Genomic DNA, 16,690 nt, shown 5'->3' with positions numbered 1-16,690 from the left:
CTACCAGATAACCAACCGAAGTGTATAATTGCACGTCAGAGGATTACTTCTAGAGAGAGGTATTAGAAATGTTCGAGAAGAGTGTCGAGGAGCTCACCGAGCTCGGCGCCCAGATCACCACGGCCGAGATTGCTCAGCAGCCCGAGCTTTGGCGTGATACGCTCAACATCTATCGCGAGAACAAGGAGGCCATCGAGGCCTTCCTGGCCGAGGCTCGCGCTATGGGCGAAGGCCGTCTGTCCGTTGTCTTCACCGGTGCCGGTACGTCCGACTACGTTGGCGATACCTGCGCCCCGTATCTGCGTCACGCTGGCAACACTGATCTCTACGACTTTAAGCCCATCGCCACGACCGACATCGTGAGCGCACCGCGCGACTTCCTGCGCGCCGAGGATCCCACGCTCGTGGTTTCCTTTGCCCGCTCTGGCAACAGCCCCGAGAGCCTTGCCGCCGTTGCCGTTGCCAAGGAGCTCGTCCACAACGTCAAGTTCCTCAACATCACCTGCGCTCCCGAGGGTAAGCTCGCCGTCGAGTCCGCTGATGACCCCAATGCGCTGACGCTGCTCATCCCGCGCGCCAACGACAAGGGCTTCGCCATGACCGGTTCCTACACCTGCATGACCCTGCTCTCTACCCTCATCTTTGACGAGGCTTCCGACGAGCAGAAGGCCGAGTGGGTCGAGACCATCGCCAAGATGGGCGAGGAGGTCATCGCTCGCGAGTCCGAGGTTGCCGATTACCTGGCTGGCGACTTCAACCGCGTGACCTACTTGGGTTCCGGCTCCTTTGGCGGCCTTGCTCAGGAGAGCCAGCTCAAGATCCTCGAGCTTGCTCATGGCCTGGTTGCCACTTCCTACGACACCTCCATGGGCTATCGTCACGGACCTAAGTCCTTCGTCGACGATAAGACGCTCGTCTTCGTATTCGTGAACAACGACGCCTACACCCGTCAGTACGACATCGACATCCTCAACGAGATCGGTGGCGACAAGATCGCTCAGCATACCGTTGCCGTTCAGCAGGATGGCGCTACTGTCTACGAGGGTGAGTCCTTCACCTTTAAGGGCTATGAGGCGCTCCCCGAGGGTTACCTCGCCCTGCCGTTCGTGATGTTTGCCCAGGCCATCAGCCTGCTCAACTCCGTGCGCGTGGGCAACACGCCCGATACGCCGAGCCCCACCGGCACGGTCAACCGCGTGGTTAAGGGCGTGACGATTCACCCCTTCACCGCTTAATCGCGTCCCCCTGTAAGGGCGCCCGTCCGCTCATAACGGCGGGCGGGCGCTTTTTGTTTTTACTTGAACCGGGTATAAGTATCACCACGGTCAACTGCTTTAGAAGCAAGGAGTGCATATGAGCACGTACGCAATTAAGGCTGACAAGTTCTTCTTGCCGGCAGGTCCGCAACTGGGCGGCTATCTTATGGTCGAGGATGGCGTCTTTGGCGCCTGGCAGGCCGACGAGCCCTCTTGCGAGATTAAGGACTACACGGGATCCTGGATCGCACCGGGTATGGTCGATACTCACATCCATGGCTTCTACAACCACTCGACTACCGATAACGACCCCGAGGGCATCGATATCAGCTCGACCGAGCTCGCCCGTCGCGGTACCACCAGCTGGCTGCCCACGACGTTCACCGATGGCGTCGAGCAGATCAAGGACGCCTGCGCCGCCATCGCCCAGGCTGACGAAGGCCGCGGCCCCGACTTCTGCGGTGCTCACATTCAGGGCATCTACTTGGAGGGCCCCTTCTTTACCATGAAGCACGTGGGCGCGCAGAACCCCGCTTATCTTATCGATCCCTCCGAGGAGGTCTTTGATCAGTGGCAGGAGGCTGCGGGCGGTCGCATCGTTAAGAGCGCCATGGCGGCCGAGCGCGACGGTGCCGCTGCTTATGCGGCTGCTCTGAACGCCAAGGGTGTGGTGACCAGCATCGGTCACTCCGACGCCACCTACGATGAGTGCATCGCCGCCATCAACGCCGGTGCCAGCTGCTTTACGCATACCTATAACGGCCAGCGCGGGCTGCATCACCGTGAGCCCGGTGTCGTGGGTGCTGCTATGTCCACGTCCGAGACCTACGCCGAGATCATCTGTGACGGCAAGCACGTAAACCCTGCCGCCATCAAGGCGCTGCTGCAGGCCAAGGGCTGGCAGCACACGGTACTCATCACCGACTGCCTGGGCTGCGGCGGCATGCCCGAGGGCAGCTACACCAGCGGCGGCATGGACGTCATCATGAAGGACAACCTGTGCTGGCTCGCCGATGGCAAGAGCATTGCCGGTTCGGTGCTCACGCTTGCCCAGGGCGTCAAGAACATCGTCGACTGGGGCATCGCCAGCGCCGATATCGCCATTCGCATGGCAACCGAGGTGCCGGCACGCTCCGCGCACATCGAGGATAAGTGCGGCAGCATCATGCCGGGTCGCGACGCCGACTTTGTCGTGTTCGACCATGAGCTCACCCTCGTCGAGACGTATGTTGGCGGCCAGAGCGTCGGCAACGCCTTTACCGAGTAACGAAAGAAAAAGACGGCGGGCCCGAATCTGCTCGGACCCGCCGTACGGGTTAAACGCTCAACAGCACCTTTACAGTTACAGCTTGCTAGCGATTTTCTTTGCCGTACGCTTAACGCCGGCCACCAGGCCTCCTGCAGGATGCTCCTTCTCGTATGCTAGGCGCTTCTCGCGCTTGGCGTACTCTTCGACGATGATGTCTCCATACTCGTCTTCGATCTTTTCGAAGAAGTCGACGGCACCCTTAATTTCCTCAGCGGTCGGGTGCCCCTTTTGGACACCGCCGGTGAGTTTGAACGGCCCCCACGTATCAAAGCCGGGGCAGCCGTAGACACCCATAAAGATGGCCTGCCTCATGCGGCAGATGCCATCGATATCCTTGCCGTACCACTTGTTTTTGCCACCGTAGGTCATAAGGCCAAACACCTTGTCCTGCGGCTGCAGCACGTTAGTGAGCACGCGCGCCATATCTTTGTCGATCTCGGAGTAATAAATGCCCGTGGCGACGCCGATCAGATGGTATTCGTGCAGGTCGGGGTACTCGTTTTTACCGAGCGCCTTGACGTCGAGGGTATCGATTTCGGGGTGCGCCTCAACGATGGCGTCCACGAGCTTTTTCGTATTGCCGTGGTGGCGTGAGGCATAGAGGATGATGGTTCGCATAAGAACGCCTTTCAGCTGTAATTGCATCAATGTCTATATGGTACCCCGTTGCATGGCTGGGATACCGGACACATCGATGAGCGTGCGGGTTTGTCCTTTGGTCAGGGCCGAGACGGGTACTTGCGAGCAAAAAGCAGTTGTTCGAAAGGATGGGCAATGGAATACGCTCTCTCCAACGATTCGATTTCTATTAAGGTGTCTACGGCCGGCGGCTCGTTTACCTCGATTGAGGCCGACGGTCGCGAGTATCTGTGGCAGGGTGATCCCACCGTGTGGTCCGGCCAGGCGCCGATTTGCTTCCCGATTTGCGGAGGCTTGCGCGACAACAGCGCCATGACGTTTGCCGGGCATCATGTAAAGCTCGCTCGCCACGGCTTTGCGCGCAAGCAGGAGTGGAAGCTGCTGAGCCAAGGTGAGAACGAGTTGGCTATGTGCCTGGCTTCGGAGGATAACGCCGCGCTGCTGAGCGATTATCCGTATCCGTTTAGGCTCGTCGCCCGTTATACGCTCGAGGACAGCGCCGTGCGAGTCTCCTATGAGGTGACCAACGAGGGAACCGAGGACATGCCGTTCTTTATCGGTGGGCATCCCGGCTTTAGGTGCCCGCTCGATGAGGGCGAGGCCTATACGGACTACGAGTTGCGCTTTGAGAAGGATGAGGCTGCGGAGCTCTGCACCGCCGTTCCTTCGACTGGCTTGATTGATGTGGACAGGCGCTCCAAGAACCCCATGGTGGGAAAGACGCTGCCCCTGTCGCACGAGCTCTTCGATTTTGCGGAGACCATCTTTGACGTACTCGAGAGTCGTCAGGTCACGCTTTCCAAGAAGGGGGAGGACAAGGGCGTCCGCCTGAGCTTTGAGGGCTTTCCGTACCTCATTGTGTGGAGTAAGCCCGAGGGCGATTTTGTGGCAGTTGAACCCTGGGGCGGCCTCTCGACCTGCTCCGATGAGGACGACGTACTTGAGCATAAGCGCGGCTGCCTTGTCGCCAAGCCCAAGGAGACCATCGTTCGCTCGTTCACGATTGAGATTCTGTAATTCCGTTTTGTCGACTCGTATCGCGAGGCACAAGGAGCCTGCGAGATAAGGAGCTAAAAATGATCCTCACCGTTACGATGAACCCGTCTGTCGATACGCGCTATCAGCTCGATGAGCTCATTATCGACGACGTTAACCGTGTGACGCCCGAAAAGACCGCCGGCGGCAAGGGCCTCAACGTGGCCCGTGTGTTGGGCCAGCTGGGCGACGACGTTGTGGCAACCGGTCTGCTCGGCGGCCACATGGGCGCCTACATGGCCGAGCTCATGGACGCCAACGGTATTAACAACGACTTTGTGCCCATCAAGGGCGAGACCCGCATCTGCCTCAATATCCTTCATGCCGGCAACCAGACCGAGCTGCTCGAGAGCGGCCCGACAATTGCCCCCGAGGAGCTCGATGCCTTTACCGCCAAGTTTACCGAGCTTGCGAGCAAGGCCGCTGTCGTTACCATTTCGGGTTCGCTGCCCCGCGGTGTCGAGGCGGACTACTATGCCAAGATCACGGGCATTGCCGAGAACGCCGGCGCCAAGGTGTTGCTCGATACCTCGGGTGCTTCGCTCGAGGCTGCGCTCAAGTCTGAGGTCAAGCCCGAGCTGGTCAAGCCTAACCTGACCGAGATTAACGGCCTTTTGGGCACGAGCTTTACCACCGACGATGTGGACGAGCTCCGCGCCGCGCTCGCCTCGGATGCTCGCTTCTCCGATATTCCCTGGGTCGTCGTATCCATGGGCGCTGCCGGCTCCGTTGGCTTCCATAACGGCCGTGCATTCCGCGCCAAGACCCCCGATATCCCCGCCGTTAACGCTACGGGCTCTGGCGACTCCACTATCGCGGGCTTCGCGCACGCCATCGCAGCCGGCGCGGATGACGAGACGGTGCTGCGTACCGCCAACACCTGCGGCAAGCTCAACGCCATGGATCCCATGACTGGCCACTTGGTTATGGATCGTTGGGACGAGGTCTACAACGGCGTTGTCGTGACCGAGCTGTAAGAGCTTGTGCCGCGGCCCCGGTATCGGTTGCTTGCCTGTGGTTAGAGCCGATGACAAGTGCGGTAGCATTATGCCGGGGCGCGACGCCGACTTTGTCGTGTTCAATCCCGACCTTAGCCTGGTCGAGACGTATGTGGGTGGCAACAGCGTCGGTAACGTGTTTGCCGAGTAGCCGCCAAAGAAACGATCCGAGAGGGGATTTAGATGATTTACGGTGCACTGGGCGATATCGAGGAATACCGCGGAATGCTCAAGGGCCTCGACGTGCTGATTGACTGGCTCGAGGAGAACGACCCGGCGGAGCTCGAGGTCGGCAGCCATCCGATTCTGGGCGACAAGGTCTTTGCGAACGTCATGGCTCCCACGACGCGTCCCGAGGCCGAGGCTCACTACGAGACGCATCAGCGCTATCACGACTTGCAGATTGACGTCGAGGGTCGTGAGGCCTTTAAGGTTGCCACGGGCAGCCTGACGCTGGTCCAGGAGTTTGACGAGAAGGACGACTACGACCTGGTCGATTCCGACGCCTCGATCGCCGGCGATCTTGCCGACGACAAATTCGCGCTGTTCGTTGCCGGCGAGCCCCACATGCCCACGCTCGAGTTCCCGGGAGATGGCGCACAGCCGGTCAAGAAGATCTGCTTTAAGTTGCTTGCCGACGCTTACTGGGAGGAGTAACGCGCTGCTCGTCTGAGCTGCTCGTCTGATGGCGTGATTCCATTGAGGAGCGCGCTTGGGCCCCGCTGATCGCGGTTCCTTTGGGGATTGCGGTTGGCGGGGCTTTTTGTTGAGTAGGGGAGTTGCCGGCGGCGTTGTGCTTGGATTGGCGGATGTGCGCCCGAAATCGGCAACAAAAAAGCCGCCCGAAGGCGGCTATCTTGTGCAATGGAGCCAGCGACCGGGCTCGAACCGGTGACCCCCGCTTTACGAGAGCGGTGCTCTACCAACTGAGCTACGCTGGCGGCCATGTGATGACGCAACTGAGACGTCAACGGCTGTTTATGATACGGGACATCGCACATCCGCGCAAGTGTTCTGACGGCTTTTCTCACTTTAAATGCACTAATATTAGAGGCGTGATGTCTGCAGTGCCCATTTGGTACTTGACCTGCTGTTGAGTTGGTGGCCGACGTCCCGCTCGTATGGGTCTCAAACAGAATGGGGCAGCCATGGCTCAACCCAAGATCCTTCTCACGCGTATCGATGACCGTTTCATTTACGGGCAAGACGTTGAGCTGTGGAACGAAGCCGTGGGTTCCAATCTTGTCTTAATCGTCAACGATGAGATCGCGGCGGATTCGCGCCAATGGGCACCCATGAGGGTGGCGGCGCCAGAAGGCGTTTGGACGCGGTTTTTCTCGGTGCAAAAGGCCATCGACGTCATACATTCTGCAACGCCGCGTCAATGGATTCTGATCATGGTGGCCTCACCCACGGATGCACTCGCGCTGGTTAAGGGCGGTGTGCCAATAACCAAGATCAGCATCGGCCATATGCGGGCGAGGGAGGGCAAGCGCTCTGCAACGCCTGCCATTGCCGTAGACGATACGGACATTGCCGCCTTCAAAGAGTTGCAAAAGCTCGGCATAGAGCTAGAAATCCGTTATCTCCCCAGTTCCGCCCCCGACCCCATTGGCAATCTGTTCAACTGATCCCTTGGGGACGGAGGAAAACGGATCATTTTGCCCTTGCGAGGGATGCGCGCGATGCCGCCTGTCAAAAACTATGCCCATTTACTACGTTTGATTGGCTATCGTCGAGCATGTTGAATTTGAGATAAACAAAACCGCAGGTATACTGCTCACAAATGTAACAAAAACCGGTGCATGGTCGAGCATCCCGGGCTAAACGTAGTAAATGGGCATAGTTTTGATATGTCACTCATACAGTCACAGAAAAAACGAGCCTAAAAGATGAAAAAGCGCCCGTCGGCGGTGGTGCCGGCGGGCGCTGCTGTGCGATATGTTGCGTTATGGGCTTAGTGCCTCATAAAGTGGTATTCGATCACATTGCTGTAGGGGTGACCCGGGCCCACAATGCCCTGTGGGAACAGCGGCTGGTGTGGTGTGTCGGGGTACATCTCGGCCTCGAGGGCAAAGCCAGCGCCCCAGCCGTAGTTGGCATCGTCCTTGGCGTGCTCGTCGCCCAGCCAGTTGCCGGTGTAGAGCTGCACGCCCGGGGCGGTGGTGTAGTAGTCCAGCTCACGACCGGTCCACATCTCCTCGACGTGCATCGCGCGGCGCAGATTACGTCCGTACTGATAGCCATCGATGCACAGGCAGTGGTCGTAGCCACGGGCCTGCTTAATCTGCGGATCGTCGGCCTCCATGCCAGGCGCGACGGGGCGCAACTCGCGAAAGTCAAACGGAGTTCCCTCGACTGGAGCAATCTCGCCGGTGGGGATGCTCTGCTCGTTGATGGGCAGGTAGTGGGCAGCGTTGGCAACAAAGAAGTGCTCACAGTCCATGCCGGCGTTATGACCGGCAAGGTTAAAGTACGTGTGGTTGGTCATGGACACGTAGGTGGCGCGGTCGCTCTCGCAGCCATACTCGATACGGAAACGTCCGGTGCGTGTAACGGTAAACACGGCCGTAAAGGTGCGGTTGCCGGGGAGACCCAGCTCGCCATCCTCAAGCGAGGTGGTCATGCGCACGGCGTTGTGGACCTCGTCGAGCTCAACATCCCACACGCGCTTGTGCAGGCCGTGCTCAAGATCGCTGTGCAGGTTGTTGACACCTTCGTTGGCCGGCATATGCCAGTCCGTGCCGGCGATGGTGATCGTGGCGCCCGCGATGCGGTTTGCCACGGGGCCGATGGTCGCGCCAAAGCAGGCGGGGTTGTCAAAGTAATCCTCGAGCTTATCGAAGCCCAGCACCACATCACGCACGTTGCCGGGGATGTCGGGCACGTCGATGCCCAGCACGGTGGCGCCATAGTCCATAATGCGAACGCAGATCTCGGGCCCGTTGAGGGTGTAGCGATGAACGGGGGTACCGCACGGCGCGGTGCCGAAAAGCTCGGAAGTGATCATTTAGTTCCTAACATCGAGGTATTTCGGACAAACTGTAGCGCGAACAGGCAAGATTATCACTACACCCCACTAAAGCAGGGGGTATTTTTCTCAAAAAAGTGATGATTAGGGCTGCGTGGGCGTTCATTTTTGACGCGTACGAGTCTGATACAATTTGTTCGTTACTGTTTGAATGATATGCGCGCAGAGAACGGCGAGGATTCATCGTGATTAAGGCAGAGCGACAGGATAAGGTTCGTCAGCTGCTCGAGGAGCAGGGCACGGTCTCGGTCAAGGAGATTTCGGATGCGCTGGGCGTTTCGGACATGACGATTCGCCGCGACCTCGAAGAACTTGCGAGTCTGGGTGAGATCGAGCGCGTGCACGGCGGCGCCCGCAGTGCGCAGGGTCGTCCCCACGCTATGTTGCGCCATGAGTATTCGCACAGCGAAAAGCGCACCAAGCATGCCGAGGAAAAACTGCAGATCGCACGCCGTGCTGTGGAGCTTATCGAGGAGGGCTCTACTATCTTTTTGGGCACGGGCACCACGGTTGAGCAGATGGCCTCGATGCTGCCGACGTTTCGCCTGCGCATTGTGACCAATTCGCTTTCGGTGTTTAACCTGCTCGAGGCGCGCGAAGACTGCGAGCTGTGCCTCGTGGGCGGTATGTACCGTCGCCGCACCGCCGCTTTTGTGGGACCGACGGCCGAGGATACCCTGCGTGCGCTGGGCATCGATGCGGCGTTTATCGGCGCCAACGGCATTCTGGATGGCGACGTGTCTACGTCCAACATGGACGAGGGCCGTATCCAGCAGCTCGCTTTTAGCAAGGCCGACTCGCGCTATCTGATCGCCGACTCCAGCAAGATCGGCAAGCGCGACTTCTACACCTTCTGCCGCCTGGACAGCCTGGATGCCGTGGTGTGCGAGCCGGGTATCTCGGTCGAGGACCGCGCCGCCATCGAGGAGCACACGCAGGTCATCTGCTAGCTAACGCCGCAGACGATACTTCTGTCCTCTGCCGGCGCGGGGATTATCGCTTCACAATGACGCGCAGAATGATATGCATATGCGCTCGGGCCAGGTATTCAGCTTGTGGGCTAGACCAGGCGGGCGTAGTTCTGTGACTGATGAAAGATGTGGGCGATATAGATTGTTTCGTGCTCAAACTTGTATAGACACACGTAGTTGTTGACGGGAAACGATCGGTAATTACGTGCCGCTAGCTCTTGCATGTGCGAGAGGGGACGTAAAAGCGGCTGCTCGCGAAGCAGATCAAGCTGATATTCAAACTCAGCGACAAAATTGCCCGCTGCACGCGGATTCTTGAGGATTTGAGCAAGGTATCCGACAATACTCTCGTACTCATATCGTGCGCTTTTGAGGATTACGACGTTATAGGTCATATTTGTCTCGTATCGAAGCCGCGAAGGATTCGTAGTCGCTGTAGTCGCCTTGCGATATTTCGTCTTCTGCCAACATCATACGAGACAGCAGTTTTGCCTTGGCGATTTCTTCTTGCATGAGGCGATACTGGTCGCTGCTGATGCAGTGCATGGCCTCGTAGCCGTTCTTAGTTACGGTGACGTCGCGCTCAGACTCAACAAGCGTGGTGAATGCAGCAGTGTCCTTCATATCTCGGACGGGCACACAAGCTGACATGGGTACCTCCTTTGCGTCGGGACACAATTGTACCACGGTATGTTAAAACGTCGGCGTCGTTGGATTATCTCAATCTGTAACAGTTGGGAGTAGAAAACCGGGTTAGATGTTACAGATCGAGATATTCTGCTTCGGGCTACCCGTTTGTCTCGATCTGTAACAGGTAGGGCCGAAAACCCCTGCTAGATGTTACAGATTGAGACAAACGGCCTGTTCGGACCGAGCCAAAATAAAAAAGGCCGCATGCGAACCCGCGGAGGGATTCGCATGCGGCCGACAGGGGGTATGCGGTGGAAACTAGGCCATGAGCAGGCCGGTCTCTGCGACGTTCTTGTACCAGTACGCGCTCGCCTTGGGATAGCGCTTCTGGGTCTCAAAGTCGATGTAGAACAGACCATAGCGCTTGTTGTAGCCGTTGGTCCAGGAGAACTGATCCTGCAGCGACCACACAAAGTAGCCGTCGACGTTCACGCCGCCGTCGATTGCCTTGAGGATCCACGCGAGATGCTGGCGCATGTAGTCGATACGAGGGGCGTCGTCGATAAAGCCGTCCTCGAAGTCGTCCTTATAGCCCATGCCGTTCTCGGTGATGTAGATCTTCTTGTAGTTGGGGTAATCGTTTTTAATGCGGAGCAGCAGATCGTACAAGCCCTCAGGATAGATGATCCAGTCCCAATCGGTGGTGGGAACGCCTTCGCGCACGCATGACTCGCCCACGCCCTTGAGGAACCAGCGCGAGGAGCCCTTGTCGCCGGTGCCATTGTGGTTGATGTCGTTTTCGCCCTCGGCGGCACGCAGGAACTGGCACTTGTAGGTGTTGACGCCCAGGCAATCGTTGTAGGGGAGCGCGGCGGTCAGCGCGGCGATGTCCTCATCGCGGACGTCGAGCTCGCCGCCGGCGATATGGGCCAGCTTGGTCGCAGCCTCCATGGTGTCGGCTGCATAGTGGCCGCGGAAGGTGGCGTCGAGTACCCAGCGGTTGTTGATGACGTCGGCCATGCGAGCTGCCTCACAGTCGGCAGCGCTGTTGGGGTTGAGGGGATACTTGGGCTCCAGGTTCTGGACGATGCCGATCTCGCCCTCAAAGCCGCCCTCATGGAAGGCGACGACAGCCTTGGCGTGGGCCACCATCATGTTGTGCATGAGCTGGAAGGCCTTGTCCAAGCGATACTTCTCGCCGTGCGGCCAGTTGCCGACGATAAAGCTGCCCTCGGCGGTCGCGGGAATCTCGTTAAAGGTAAACCAGTGCTTGACCTCGGTGAACTCGGCAAAGCAGAACTTGGCGTACTCGACGAAGGCATCGATGGTCGTGCGCGTCAGGAAGCCCTCGCCGCCGTCCTGATAAAAGGCCTCGGGCGTATCGAAGTGATCGAGCGTGACATAGGGGATAACGCCGGCATTGTTGCAGGTGGCAAAGAGCTCGTGATAGAAGGCGACGCCCTCGGGGTTGATCTCGCCAGTGCCGTTGGGGAAGATGCGGCTCCAGGCGATGGAGACACGGATGCCGTTGATGCCGAAGCGCTGGCACAGGTCGATATCGACCGGATATTTGTTGTAGAAGTCGCTTGCAGGATCGGGGGAGAAGCGACCCTGAGCAGCCAGGAAATCGTCCCAGGGCACTTTGCCCTTGCCGTGTGTACGGGTCTCGCCTTCAACCTGGTAAGCAGCGGTGGCGCCGCCAAACACAAAGCCGTCGGGGAACTGCATGGGGTTGGTCATGAGTCATCCTTTCTGTGGGATACGAATAGGGAGAGGTGCCCGAACTGGGGATTCGGGCACCAACAGAGGGAGGTAACTAGTCGAGGTTCTCGCGGAGCCACTTGATGGCGCCAGCGGGGTCACGGGTAAGGTCGATATATTCCTTACCGCGCGGGGCGAGCAGCTTAATGCCCAGACGATCGGTGTCGGCCTTCATGTCGTTGTAGTAGCTACGGACCTGCGGGGCAAGCACGATAACGTCGTACTGATCCATGATGGCAGTGTGCTGACCATAGGCGCCTGCGGAGGAAGCAATATTCTCTCCGGTCTGTGCGGCACCTTCCTTGATGGCGTTGGCAAGCATGGCAGAGGTGCCGGCGCCGGCGCACAGGACGAGGACCTTCAGGCCGTCGACATCCTTCTTGGCGGATGCGTCGGCGGCAGGCTCGGGCTGATCGGCGACAGGCTTGCTGTCGGTGGCAGCGGCGGTCGTCTCGACGGAAGCGGTAGTCTGCTCGACAGCGGGCGCAGAGGCGTTGGGGGCGATGACGGCAGCACCATCGGACTCAAGACCCAGCTCGGCGGCGCGCTCGGCCTCCTGGTCGCAGAGCAGCTTATCGTATGCCTTCAAGAACGGCAGGTAGATGATGGCGTCCAGCAAGATGATGATCGCGACAAATACCAGGGCAATAAGCTGGAAGTTCGTGGTGATGAAGATGCCGATGGGGGCAGGGGTAGCCCAAGGCACCACGAAGGAGAAGCCGTTCATGCCCACGTTATCGATAAAGAACTTGGCAACACTCACGTTGACGCAGCCGGCGGCAACAAAGGGGATGAGCATGTAGGGGTTAAGGATCATCGGCGCGCCAAAGAGCAGCGGTTCGTTGACGGCGAAGGCAACAGGAACGATCGAGGCCTTGCCGACGGCTTTGAGCTGCTTGGATTTCATAAAGAGAATCAGCAGAAGCGGCACGATGAACGTGGCGCCGGTGCCGCCGAACTCACCCACGAGCGACATGTTAAAGGTGAGGGAGTGGGCGGGGTGGCCGCCTGCCAGCAGAACCTGCAGGTTTTCGGCCTGGTTGGCAAGACGGATGGGGTCGATGCCCGGCTGGACGATCGAGGGGCCGTGGACGCCGATGAACCAGAAGAACGCGGTGGCTGCCTGGATAAGGATAAGGCCAGGATAGGTTTCTGCAGCGGTGAAGAGCGGGGAGAGCAGTTTGATAAGCAGCTCGGAGAACGGAACGCCCATGAGGTTGCGCACGACGACATCGATGATGCCGCAGATGATGACGGCGCCGCCAAAGGGGATGATGTCGCGGAAGTTCTGAGCGATGGCGCCCGGAACCTCCTTGGGCAGCTTAATGGTCAAATCGCGCGAAACGCAGAATTTATAGACCCACACGGTAATGAACGCGGCGATATAGGCCGAGAACAGACCGCGCGTGCCCATGCTGGTGCAATCGAAGACCGAAAGTTCGGAGCCGTTGAACTTGGTGGTGAACTGCGTGACTGCGAGCAGCAGCATGCTGCACTGGGCGGCCACCATGGTGGAACCGTCGTTGAGCACTTTGCCGGCGGGCATACGACGGTTCATGGATGCCGTGAAGTTCTTGGCGGTGGTGCCGGCAACCATGATGCCCATGACGCCCATGGTGAAGTTGTAGAGCTTGTTGCACCAGTCGATGAGCGGCTGGGGCAGCGTGATGCCGACTACGCCGGGAAGGGTGGCAATGAGCAGAAAGATCGAAGAGGTGAGGACAATGGGCATGCACCCAAGGAATCCGTCCTTGATGGCCTGGAGGTATATGTTCCTCGAGATCTTCTCAAAGAACGGCTGATGCTTTTCGAGCATCTTTACGATGGCGTCCATAGAGCTCCTTTGCTACTTGATGCGCGATGCATGTGGATGGAACTGGTCGTCGATGGATGGTCAGGACTGCCCGGAAACCTTCCTGTTTAAGGAAGGCATTGCGAAATGACAACGTTGTCATTTCGTTAATGACAACGTAAGACATTTTTGGAAGAGCAACAAGGATATACGGGTGAGTGGTCGATATTGTTCGGTAAACGGTTGATTTATCAGTCAGGCAGGTAGTGTATGCTAGAACGCAAAAACAAGCGATGTAAAACCGACTGGAGAAGCAGTGGCAACGATGGACAAGAAAAATGTCTCAATGAATGATGTGGCGATTGCCGCTGGTGTTTCTCTCAAGACGGTTTCGCGCGTGATTAACGAGCCCGATAGCGTGCGAGAGTCGACACGCGATAAGGTTCATTCGGCCATGGAGGCGCTCGGGTTTCGAGCCAACTTTGCCGCGCGTTCGCTCAAGTTGGGCCGTTACGGGTGCATCGGCGTCGTGCTGTTCCACTTGTCGGGCGGTGCCGTGGACATGATCGACGGTATCGCCGATGCCGCCGAAGAACGCGGCTTTGCGCTCACGATGATTAAGAAGCGCGCAGGGGAAAAGATGACCCTTGCCGATGCGGCGCGTAGGATGTCGCAGCTGCCTGTTGATGGCATGATCTTTAACCTGCGTCAGATGGTCGATGACTTTGATACCTTCGAGGCTCCGAAAGACCTCAAGACGGTGATTATCACACCGATGGAGCATCCTACCTGCTCTACCGTCAGTGACGATCAAGAGGGTGGTGCGCGCATGGCGTGCGAGTACTTCTTGAATCACGGGCACAAGAACGTGTACTTCGTTTCGGGTAAGAAAGAGTCGCTGTCGAGTCAGTGCCGTATGAAAGGTTGGCGTGCGGCACTCGAGGCGCGTGGCATTGAGCCGCCCGAGCCTCTGCAAGGCGATTGGAATGCGGATAGTGGCTATGCCGCGGGCCTTGTGCTTGCCGATAAGCCCGATTGCACGGCGGTCCTCGCTGCTAACGACTGCATGGCAAACGGCGTGATGATGGCTCTACGTGACAAAGGGCTCAATGTGCCCGACGACGTGTCCGTGATCGGTTTCGACGATGAGCTCTACAAGACGATTCCCAACTCGATTCTGACGTCGGTGAAGTTTCGCCACCGCGAGCTGGGCATCCGTGCGCTTAACGAGGTCGTCGCAGGTCTGGAAGCCCCGAGCTCCAGAAGCCGTACGCTCGTCTCGGGTGTGTTGGTCGAGCGCGCGAGCGTGCGGGATCTGCGGGCGTAGACGTGCTCGGCCTGCTCGTCTAAATCTGTAACAGGTGGGACCCGAAAACTCGGCTAGATGTTACAGATTGAGATGAACAGGAGGACGGGTGCGGTCTAAACAAAATGGCCCGCGCATCACACATCGATGCACGGGCCATTTATTGTCTGCGAGCGGCAGGTGGTGTCAGCGTCTTATGCCTCGAGGTTTTCCTCGATCCAGGCGACGGCACCCTTGGGATCCTTAGTGAGGTCGATGTACTGTTTGCCCTTGGGCGACAGCAGCGTGATGCCCAGGCGGTCGGTGTCGGCCTTCATCTCGTTGTAATAGGTGCGAACCTGCGGAGCCAGGACGATGACGTTGTACTGGTCCATGATGGCGTAGTGACTGCCGTAGGCACCGGCGTTGGCGGTAATGTCGATGCCCAGCTCGTCGGCGCCTTCCTTAAGCGCGTTGGCGAGCAGTGCAGAGGTGCCGGCGCCAGCGCACAGAACCAGAACCCTCAGATCCTTGCCCTTAAGGGCGGACGGAGCTGCGGAGGCCTCAGTGGCAGAAGCGGTCTCGACAACAGGAGCCTCAACGGCGGGGGCGTCAGCGGTCTTGACGGTCTTGGTCTCCTCGGCCTCTTCTTCGGCCAGGGTCTCGGCCTCCTGCTTGCACAGGACGTTGTCGTAGGCCTTGCAGAACGGGTAGTAGATCAAGAAGTCAACGACCAGCAGGACGACAACCAGGACCAGAGAGATCGGCTGGAAGTTGGTGTCGATGAAGGTGCCGATCGGTCCGGGGAGTGCCCACGGCATGGCATAGATAAAGCCGTTCATGCCCAAAAAGTCGATGAAGAACTTACCAATGAGGACGTTGGCCACGGGGGCAAACAGGAACGGGATCAGGAAGTACGGGTTGAGGATGATGGGCGCGGCGAACAGCAGCGGCTCGTTGACGGCGAACATCACGGGTACGACAGAGGCTTTGCCGACGGCCTTGAGCTGCTTGGAGCGCATAAAGAGCAGGAAGATGATCGGGACAATGAACGTGGCGCCGGTGCCGCCGAGTTCGCCGATGTAGTTACCGAAGTTCTCGGTCAGGGCGAGGGCGGGGTGACCGCCGGCCTGCAGCGTGGCGAGGTTAGTGGTGATGTTGCCAAACAGCGCGGCGTTGAGGGCAGGCTTAACGACCGAGGGGCCGTGGATGCCCATGAACCAGAACAGCGGGATCATGAACCAGATGAGGGCGAGGCCGGCGTAGGAATCGGCAGCGGCGAACAGCGGGCTCACCAGCGTGGAGATGACGTTGGCAAACGGGACGGCCAAGCAGGTGCGGCAGATAACGTCGATGACGGCGACAAACAGGATGGAGAAGCTGAAGGCGAAGATGTCGCGGAAGTTCTGGGCGATGGCGCCGGGGACTTCTTTGGGCAGCTTGATGGTGATGTCTCGCTTAATGCAGAAGGCATAGATGTTGACCGTGGCAAATGCGGCGACAAAGGAGCTCAGCAGGCCCTTGGTGCCCATGTTGTCGGTAAAGAACACCGAGACATCGGCGCCGTCGATCTTGGCACTCGTCTGGGTAACGGCCAAGATGAGCATAGCGCACATGGCGGCGACCATGGTGCTCGTGGCGTTGATGGCCTTGCCGGCAGGCATGCGGCGGTTCTTGGAGCCGGTCAGCGCGCTTGCGGTGGTGCCGGCGACCATGATGCCCACGACGCCCATCGTGAAGTTGTAAACCTTGTTGCAGAAGTTCACGACGTCGACGTTCCACCAGTCGGGCAGCGTAAAGCCGCCGACCGTGGCGACAACGCCCGGCAGGGTCGAAATAAGCAGGAAGACAGAAGAAGACAGGATGATGGGCATTGCTGCCAAAAAGCCGTCTTTAATGGCCTGAAGGTAGATGTTCTTAGAGACCTTGTCGAAGTACGGCTGACCTTTCTCCAAGAACTTAACGATCGATTCCATAGTTCAC

At 58.5% G+C, this 16,690-nt stretch carries 16 protein-coding genes and 1 tRNA gene; 9 read left to right on the top strand and 8 right to left on the bottom strand.

Annotated features, from left to right (window positions below; all coding sequences use genetic code 11):
* The first annotated feature begins 68 nt into the window (after positions 1-68).
* Positions 69-1,235 (top strand): SIS domain-containing protein, encoded by a 1,167-nt coding sequence (locus tag DWW73_RS05635; RefSeq protein WP_117640368.1) that lies wholly within the window; start codon positions 69-71, stop codon positions 1,233-1,235.
* 118 nt (positions 1,236-1,353) lie between these two features.
* Entirely contained in the window at positions 1,354-2,523 is a 1,170-nt protein-coding gene (nagA, locus tag DWW73_RS05630; RefSeq protein WP_117778981.1) for an N-acetylglucosamine-6-phosphate deacetylase, read from the top strand.
* Positions 2,524-2,598: 75 nt separating this feature from the next.
* Here the strand turns inward: nagA and DWW73_RS05625 are convergent, their stop codons facing one another.
* Complete coding sequence (locus DWW73_RS05625) at positions 2,599-3,183, bottom strand: flavodoxin domain-containing protein (RefSeq protein ID WP_117778980.1); 585 nt, start codon at positions 3,181-3,183, stop codon at positions 2,599-2,601.
* A gap of 156 nt (positions 3,184-3,339) precedes the next feature.
* Here DWW73_RS05625 and DWW73_RS05620 point away from each other — a divergent pair, with 156 nt between their 5' ends.
* From DWW73_RS05620 to DWW73_RS05605, 4 genes are read left to right on the top strand one after another with little or no spacing between them, the layout of a single operon-like run.
* Entirely contained in the window at positions 3,340-4,221 is an 882-nt protein-coding gene (locus tag DWW73_RS05620; protein ID WP_117772912.1) for an aldose 1-epimerase family protein, read from the top strand.
* A 59-nt stretch (positions 4,222-4,280) separates the two neighbouring features.
* Positions 4,281-5,216: a hexose kinase gene (locus DWW73_RS05615; protein ID WP_117778979.1), complete on the top strand. Its 936-nt coding sequence runs from the start codon at positions 4,281-4,283 to the stop codon at positions 5,214-5,216.
* 37 nt (positions 5,217-5,253) lie between these two features.
* The gene (locus DWW73_RS10370; protein WP_255413121.1) at positions 5,254-5,388 is read left to right on the top strand and encodes a hypothetical protein; all 135 of its coding nucleotides are present in this window, start codon (positions 5,254-5,256) and stop codon (positions 5,386-5,388) included.
* 32 nt (positions 5,389-5,420) lie between these two features.
* On the top strand, positions 5,421-5,894 hold the full coding sequence (locus DWW73_RS05605) for a YhcH/YjgK/YiaL family protein (RefSeq protein ID WP_117778978.1): 474 nt from the start codon (positions 5,421-5,423) through the stop codon (positions 5,892-5,894).
* A 208-nt stretch (positions 5,895-6,102) separates the two neighbouring features.
* Here the strand turns inward: DWW73_RS05605 and DWW73_RS05600 are convergent.
* A tRNA-Thr gene (locus tag DWW73_RS05600) sits at positions 6,103-6,178 on the bottom strand.
* A 207-nt stretch (positions 6,179-6,385) separates the two neighbouring features.
* Between DWW73_RS05600 and DWW73_RS05595 the strand changes: the two genes are divergently transcribed.
* Positions 6,386-6,868, top strand: coding sequence for a PTS sugar transporter subunit IIB (locus DWW73_RS05595; protein WP_117778977.1), 483 nt, complete (start codon positions 6,386-6,388; stop codon positions 6,866-6,868).
* Positions 6,869-7,194: 326 nt separating this feature from the next.
* Here DWW73_RS05595 and DWW73_RS05590 read toward each other — a convergent pair whose 3' ends face one another.
* Positions 7,195-8,247, bottom strand: a complete 1,053-nt coding sequence (locus tag DWW73_RS05590) for an aldose epimerase family protein (protein ID WP_117778976.1) — start codon at positions 8,245-8,247, stop codon at positions 7,195-7,197.
* A 206-nt stretch (positions 8,248-8,453) separates the two neighbouring features.
* Here DWW73_RS05590 and DWW73_RS05585 point away from each other — a divergent pair, with 206 nt between their 5' ends.
* Positions 8,454-9,218, top strand: a complete 765-nt coding sequence (locus DWW73_RS05585; protein WP_233502325.1) for a DeoR/GlpR family DNA-binding transcription regulator — start codon at positions 8,454-8,456, stop codon at positions 9,216-9,218.
* A 110-nt stretch (positions 9,219-9,328) separates the two neighbouring features.
* Here DWW73_RS05585 and DWW73_RS05580 read toward each other — a convergent pair whose 3' ends face one another.
* The 4 genes from DWW73_RS05580 to DWW73_RS05565 all read right to left on the bottom strand — a co-directional run bounded on the left by DWW73_RS05580 (position 9,329) and on the right by DWW73_RS05565 (position 13,464).
* Complete coding sequence (locus DWW73_RS05580) at positions 9,329-9,634, bottom strand: type II toxin-antitoxin system RelE/ParE family toxin (RefSeq protein WP_117564760.1); 306 nt, start codon at positions 9,632-9,634, stop codon at positions 9,329-9,331.
* On the bottom strand, positions 9,624-9,890 hold the full coding sequence (locus tag DWW73_RS05575) for a type II toxin-antitoxin system Phd/YefM family antitoxin (protein ID WP_117564761.1): 267 nt from the start codon (positions 9,888-9,890) through the stop codon (positions 9,624-9,626). Before DWW73_RS05575 ends, DWW73_RS05580 begins: the two co-directional genes overlap by 11 nt.
* A 297-nt stretch (positions 9,891-10,187) precedes the next feature.
* Positions 10,188-11,609, bottom strand: coding sequence for a 6-phospho-beta-galactosidase (lacG, locus tag DWW73_RS05570; protein WP_199407933.1), 1,422 nt, complete (start codon positions 11,607-11,609; stop codon positions 10,188-10,190).
* A 76-nt stretch (positions 11,610-11,685) separates the two neighbouring features.
* Positions 11,686-13,464 (bottom strand): PTS lactose transporter subunit IIBC, encoded by a 1,779-nt coding sequence (locus DWW73_RS05565; RefSeq protein ID WP_117564762.1) that lies wholly within the window; start codon positions 13,462-13,464, stop codon positions 11,686-11,688.
* A gap of 283 nt (positions 13,465-13,747) precedes the next feature.
* On the opposite strand from DWW73_RS05565, the gene DWW73_RS05560 reads away from it, so the two are divergent.
* The gene (locus DWW73_RS05560) at positions 13,748-14,749 is read left to right on the top strand and encodes a LacI family DNA-binding transcriptional regulator (protein ID WP_117564763.1); all 1,002 of its coding nucleotides are present in this window, start codon (positions 13,748-13,750) and stop codon (positions 14,747-14,749) included.
* Between the two features lie 173 nt (positions 14,750-14,922).
* Here the strand turns inward: DWW73_RS05560 and DWW73_RS05555 are convergent, their stop codons facing one another.
* Entirely contained in the window at positions 14,923-16,683 is a 1,761-nt protein-coding gene (locus DWW73_RS05555; RefSeq protein WP_117564764.1) for a PTS lactose transporter subunit IIBC, read from the bottom strand.
* Between the last annotated feature and the right edge of the window lie 7 nt (positions 16,684-16,690).

The organism is Collinsella sp. AF16-8, assembly GCF_003462695.1.
Taxonomy (GTDB): Bacteria; Actinomycetota; Coriobacteriia; order Coriobacteriales; family Coriobacteriaceae; genus Collinsella.
Note: the sequence above shows the minus strand (reverse complement) of the source record. Positions and strands in the feature narration are given on the sequence as shown.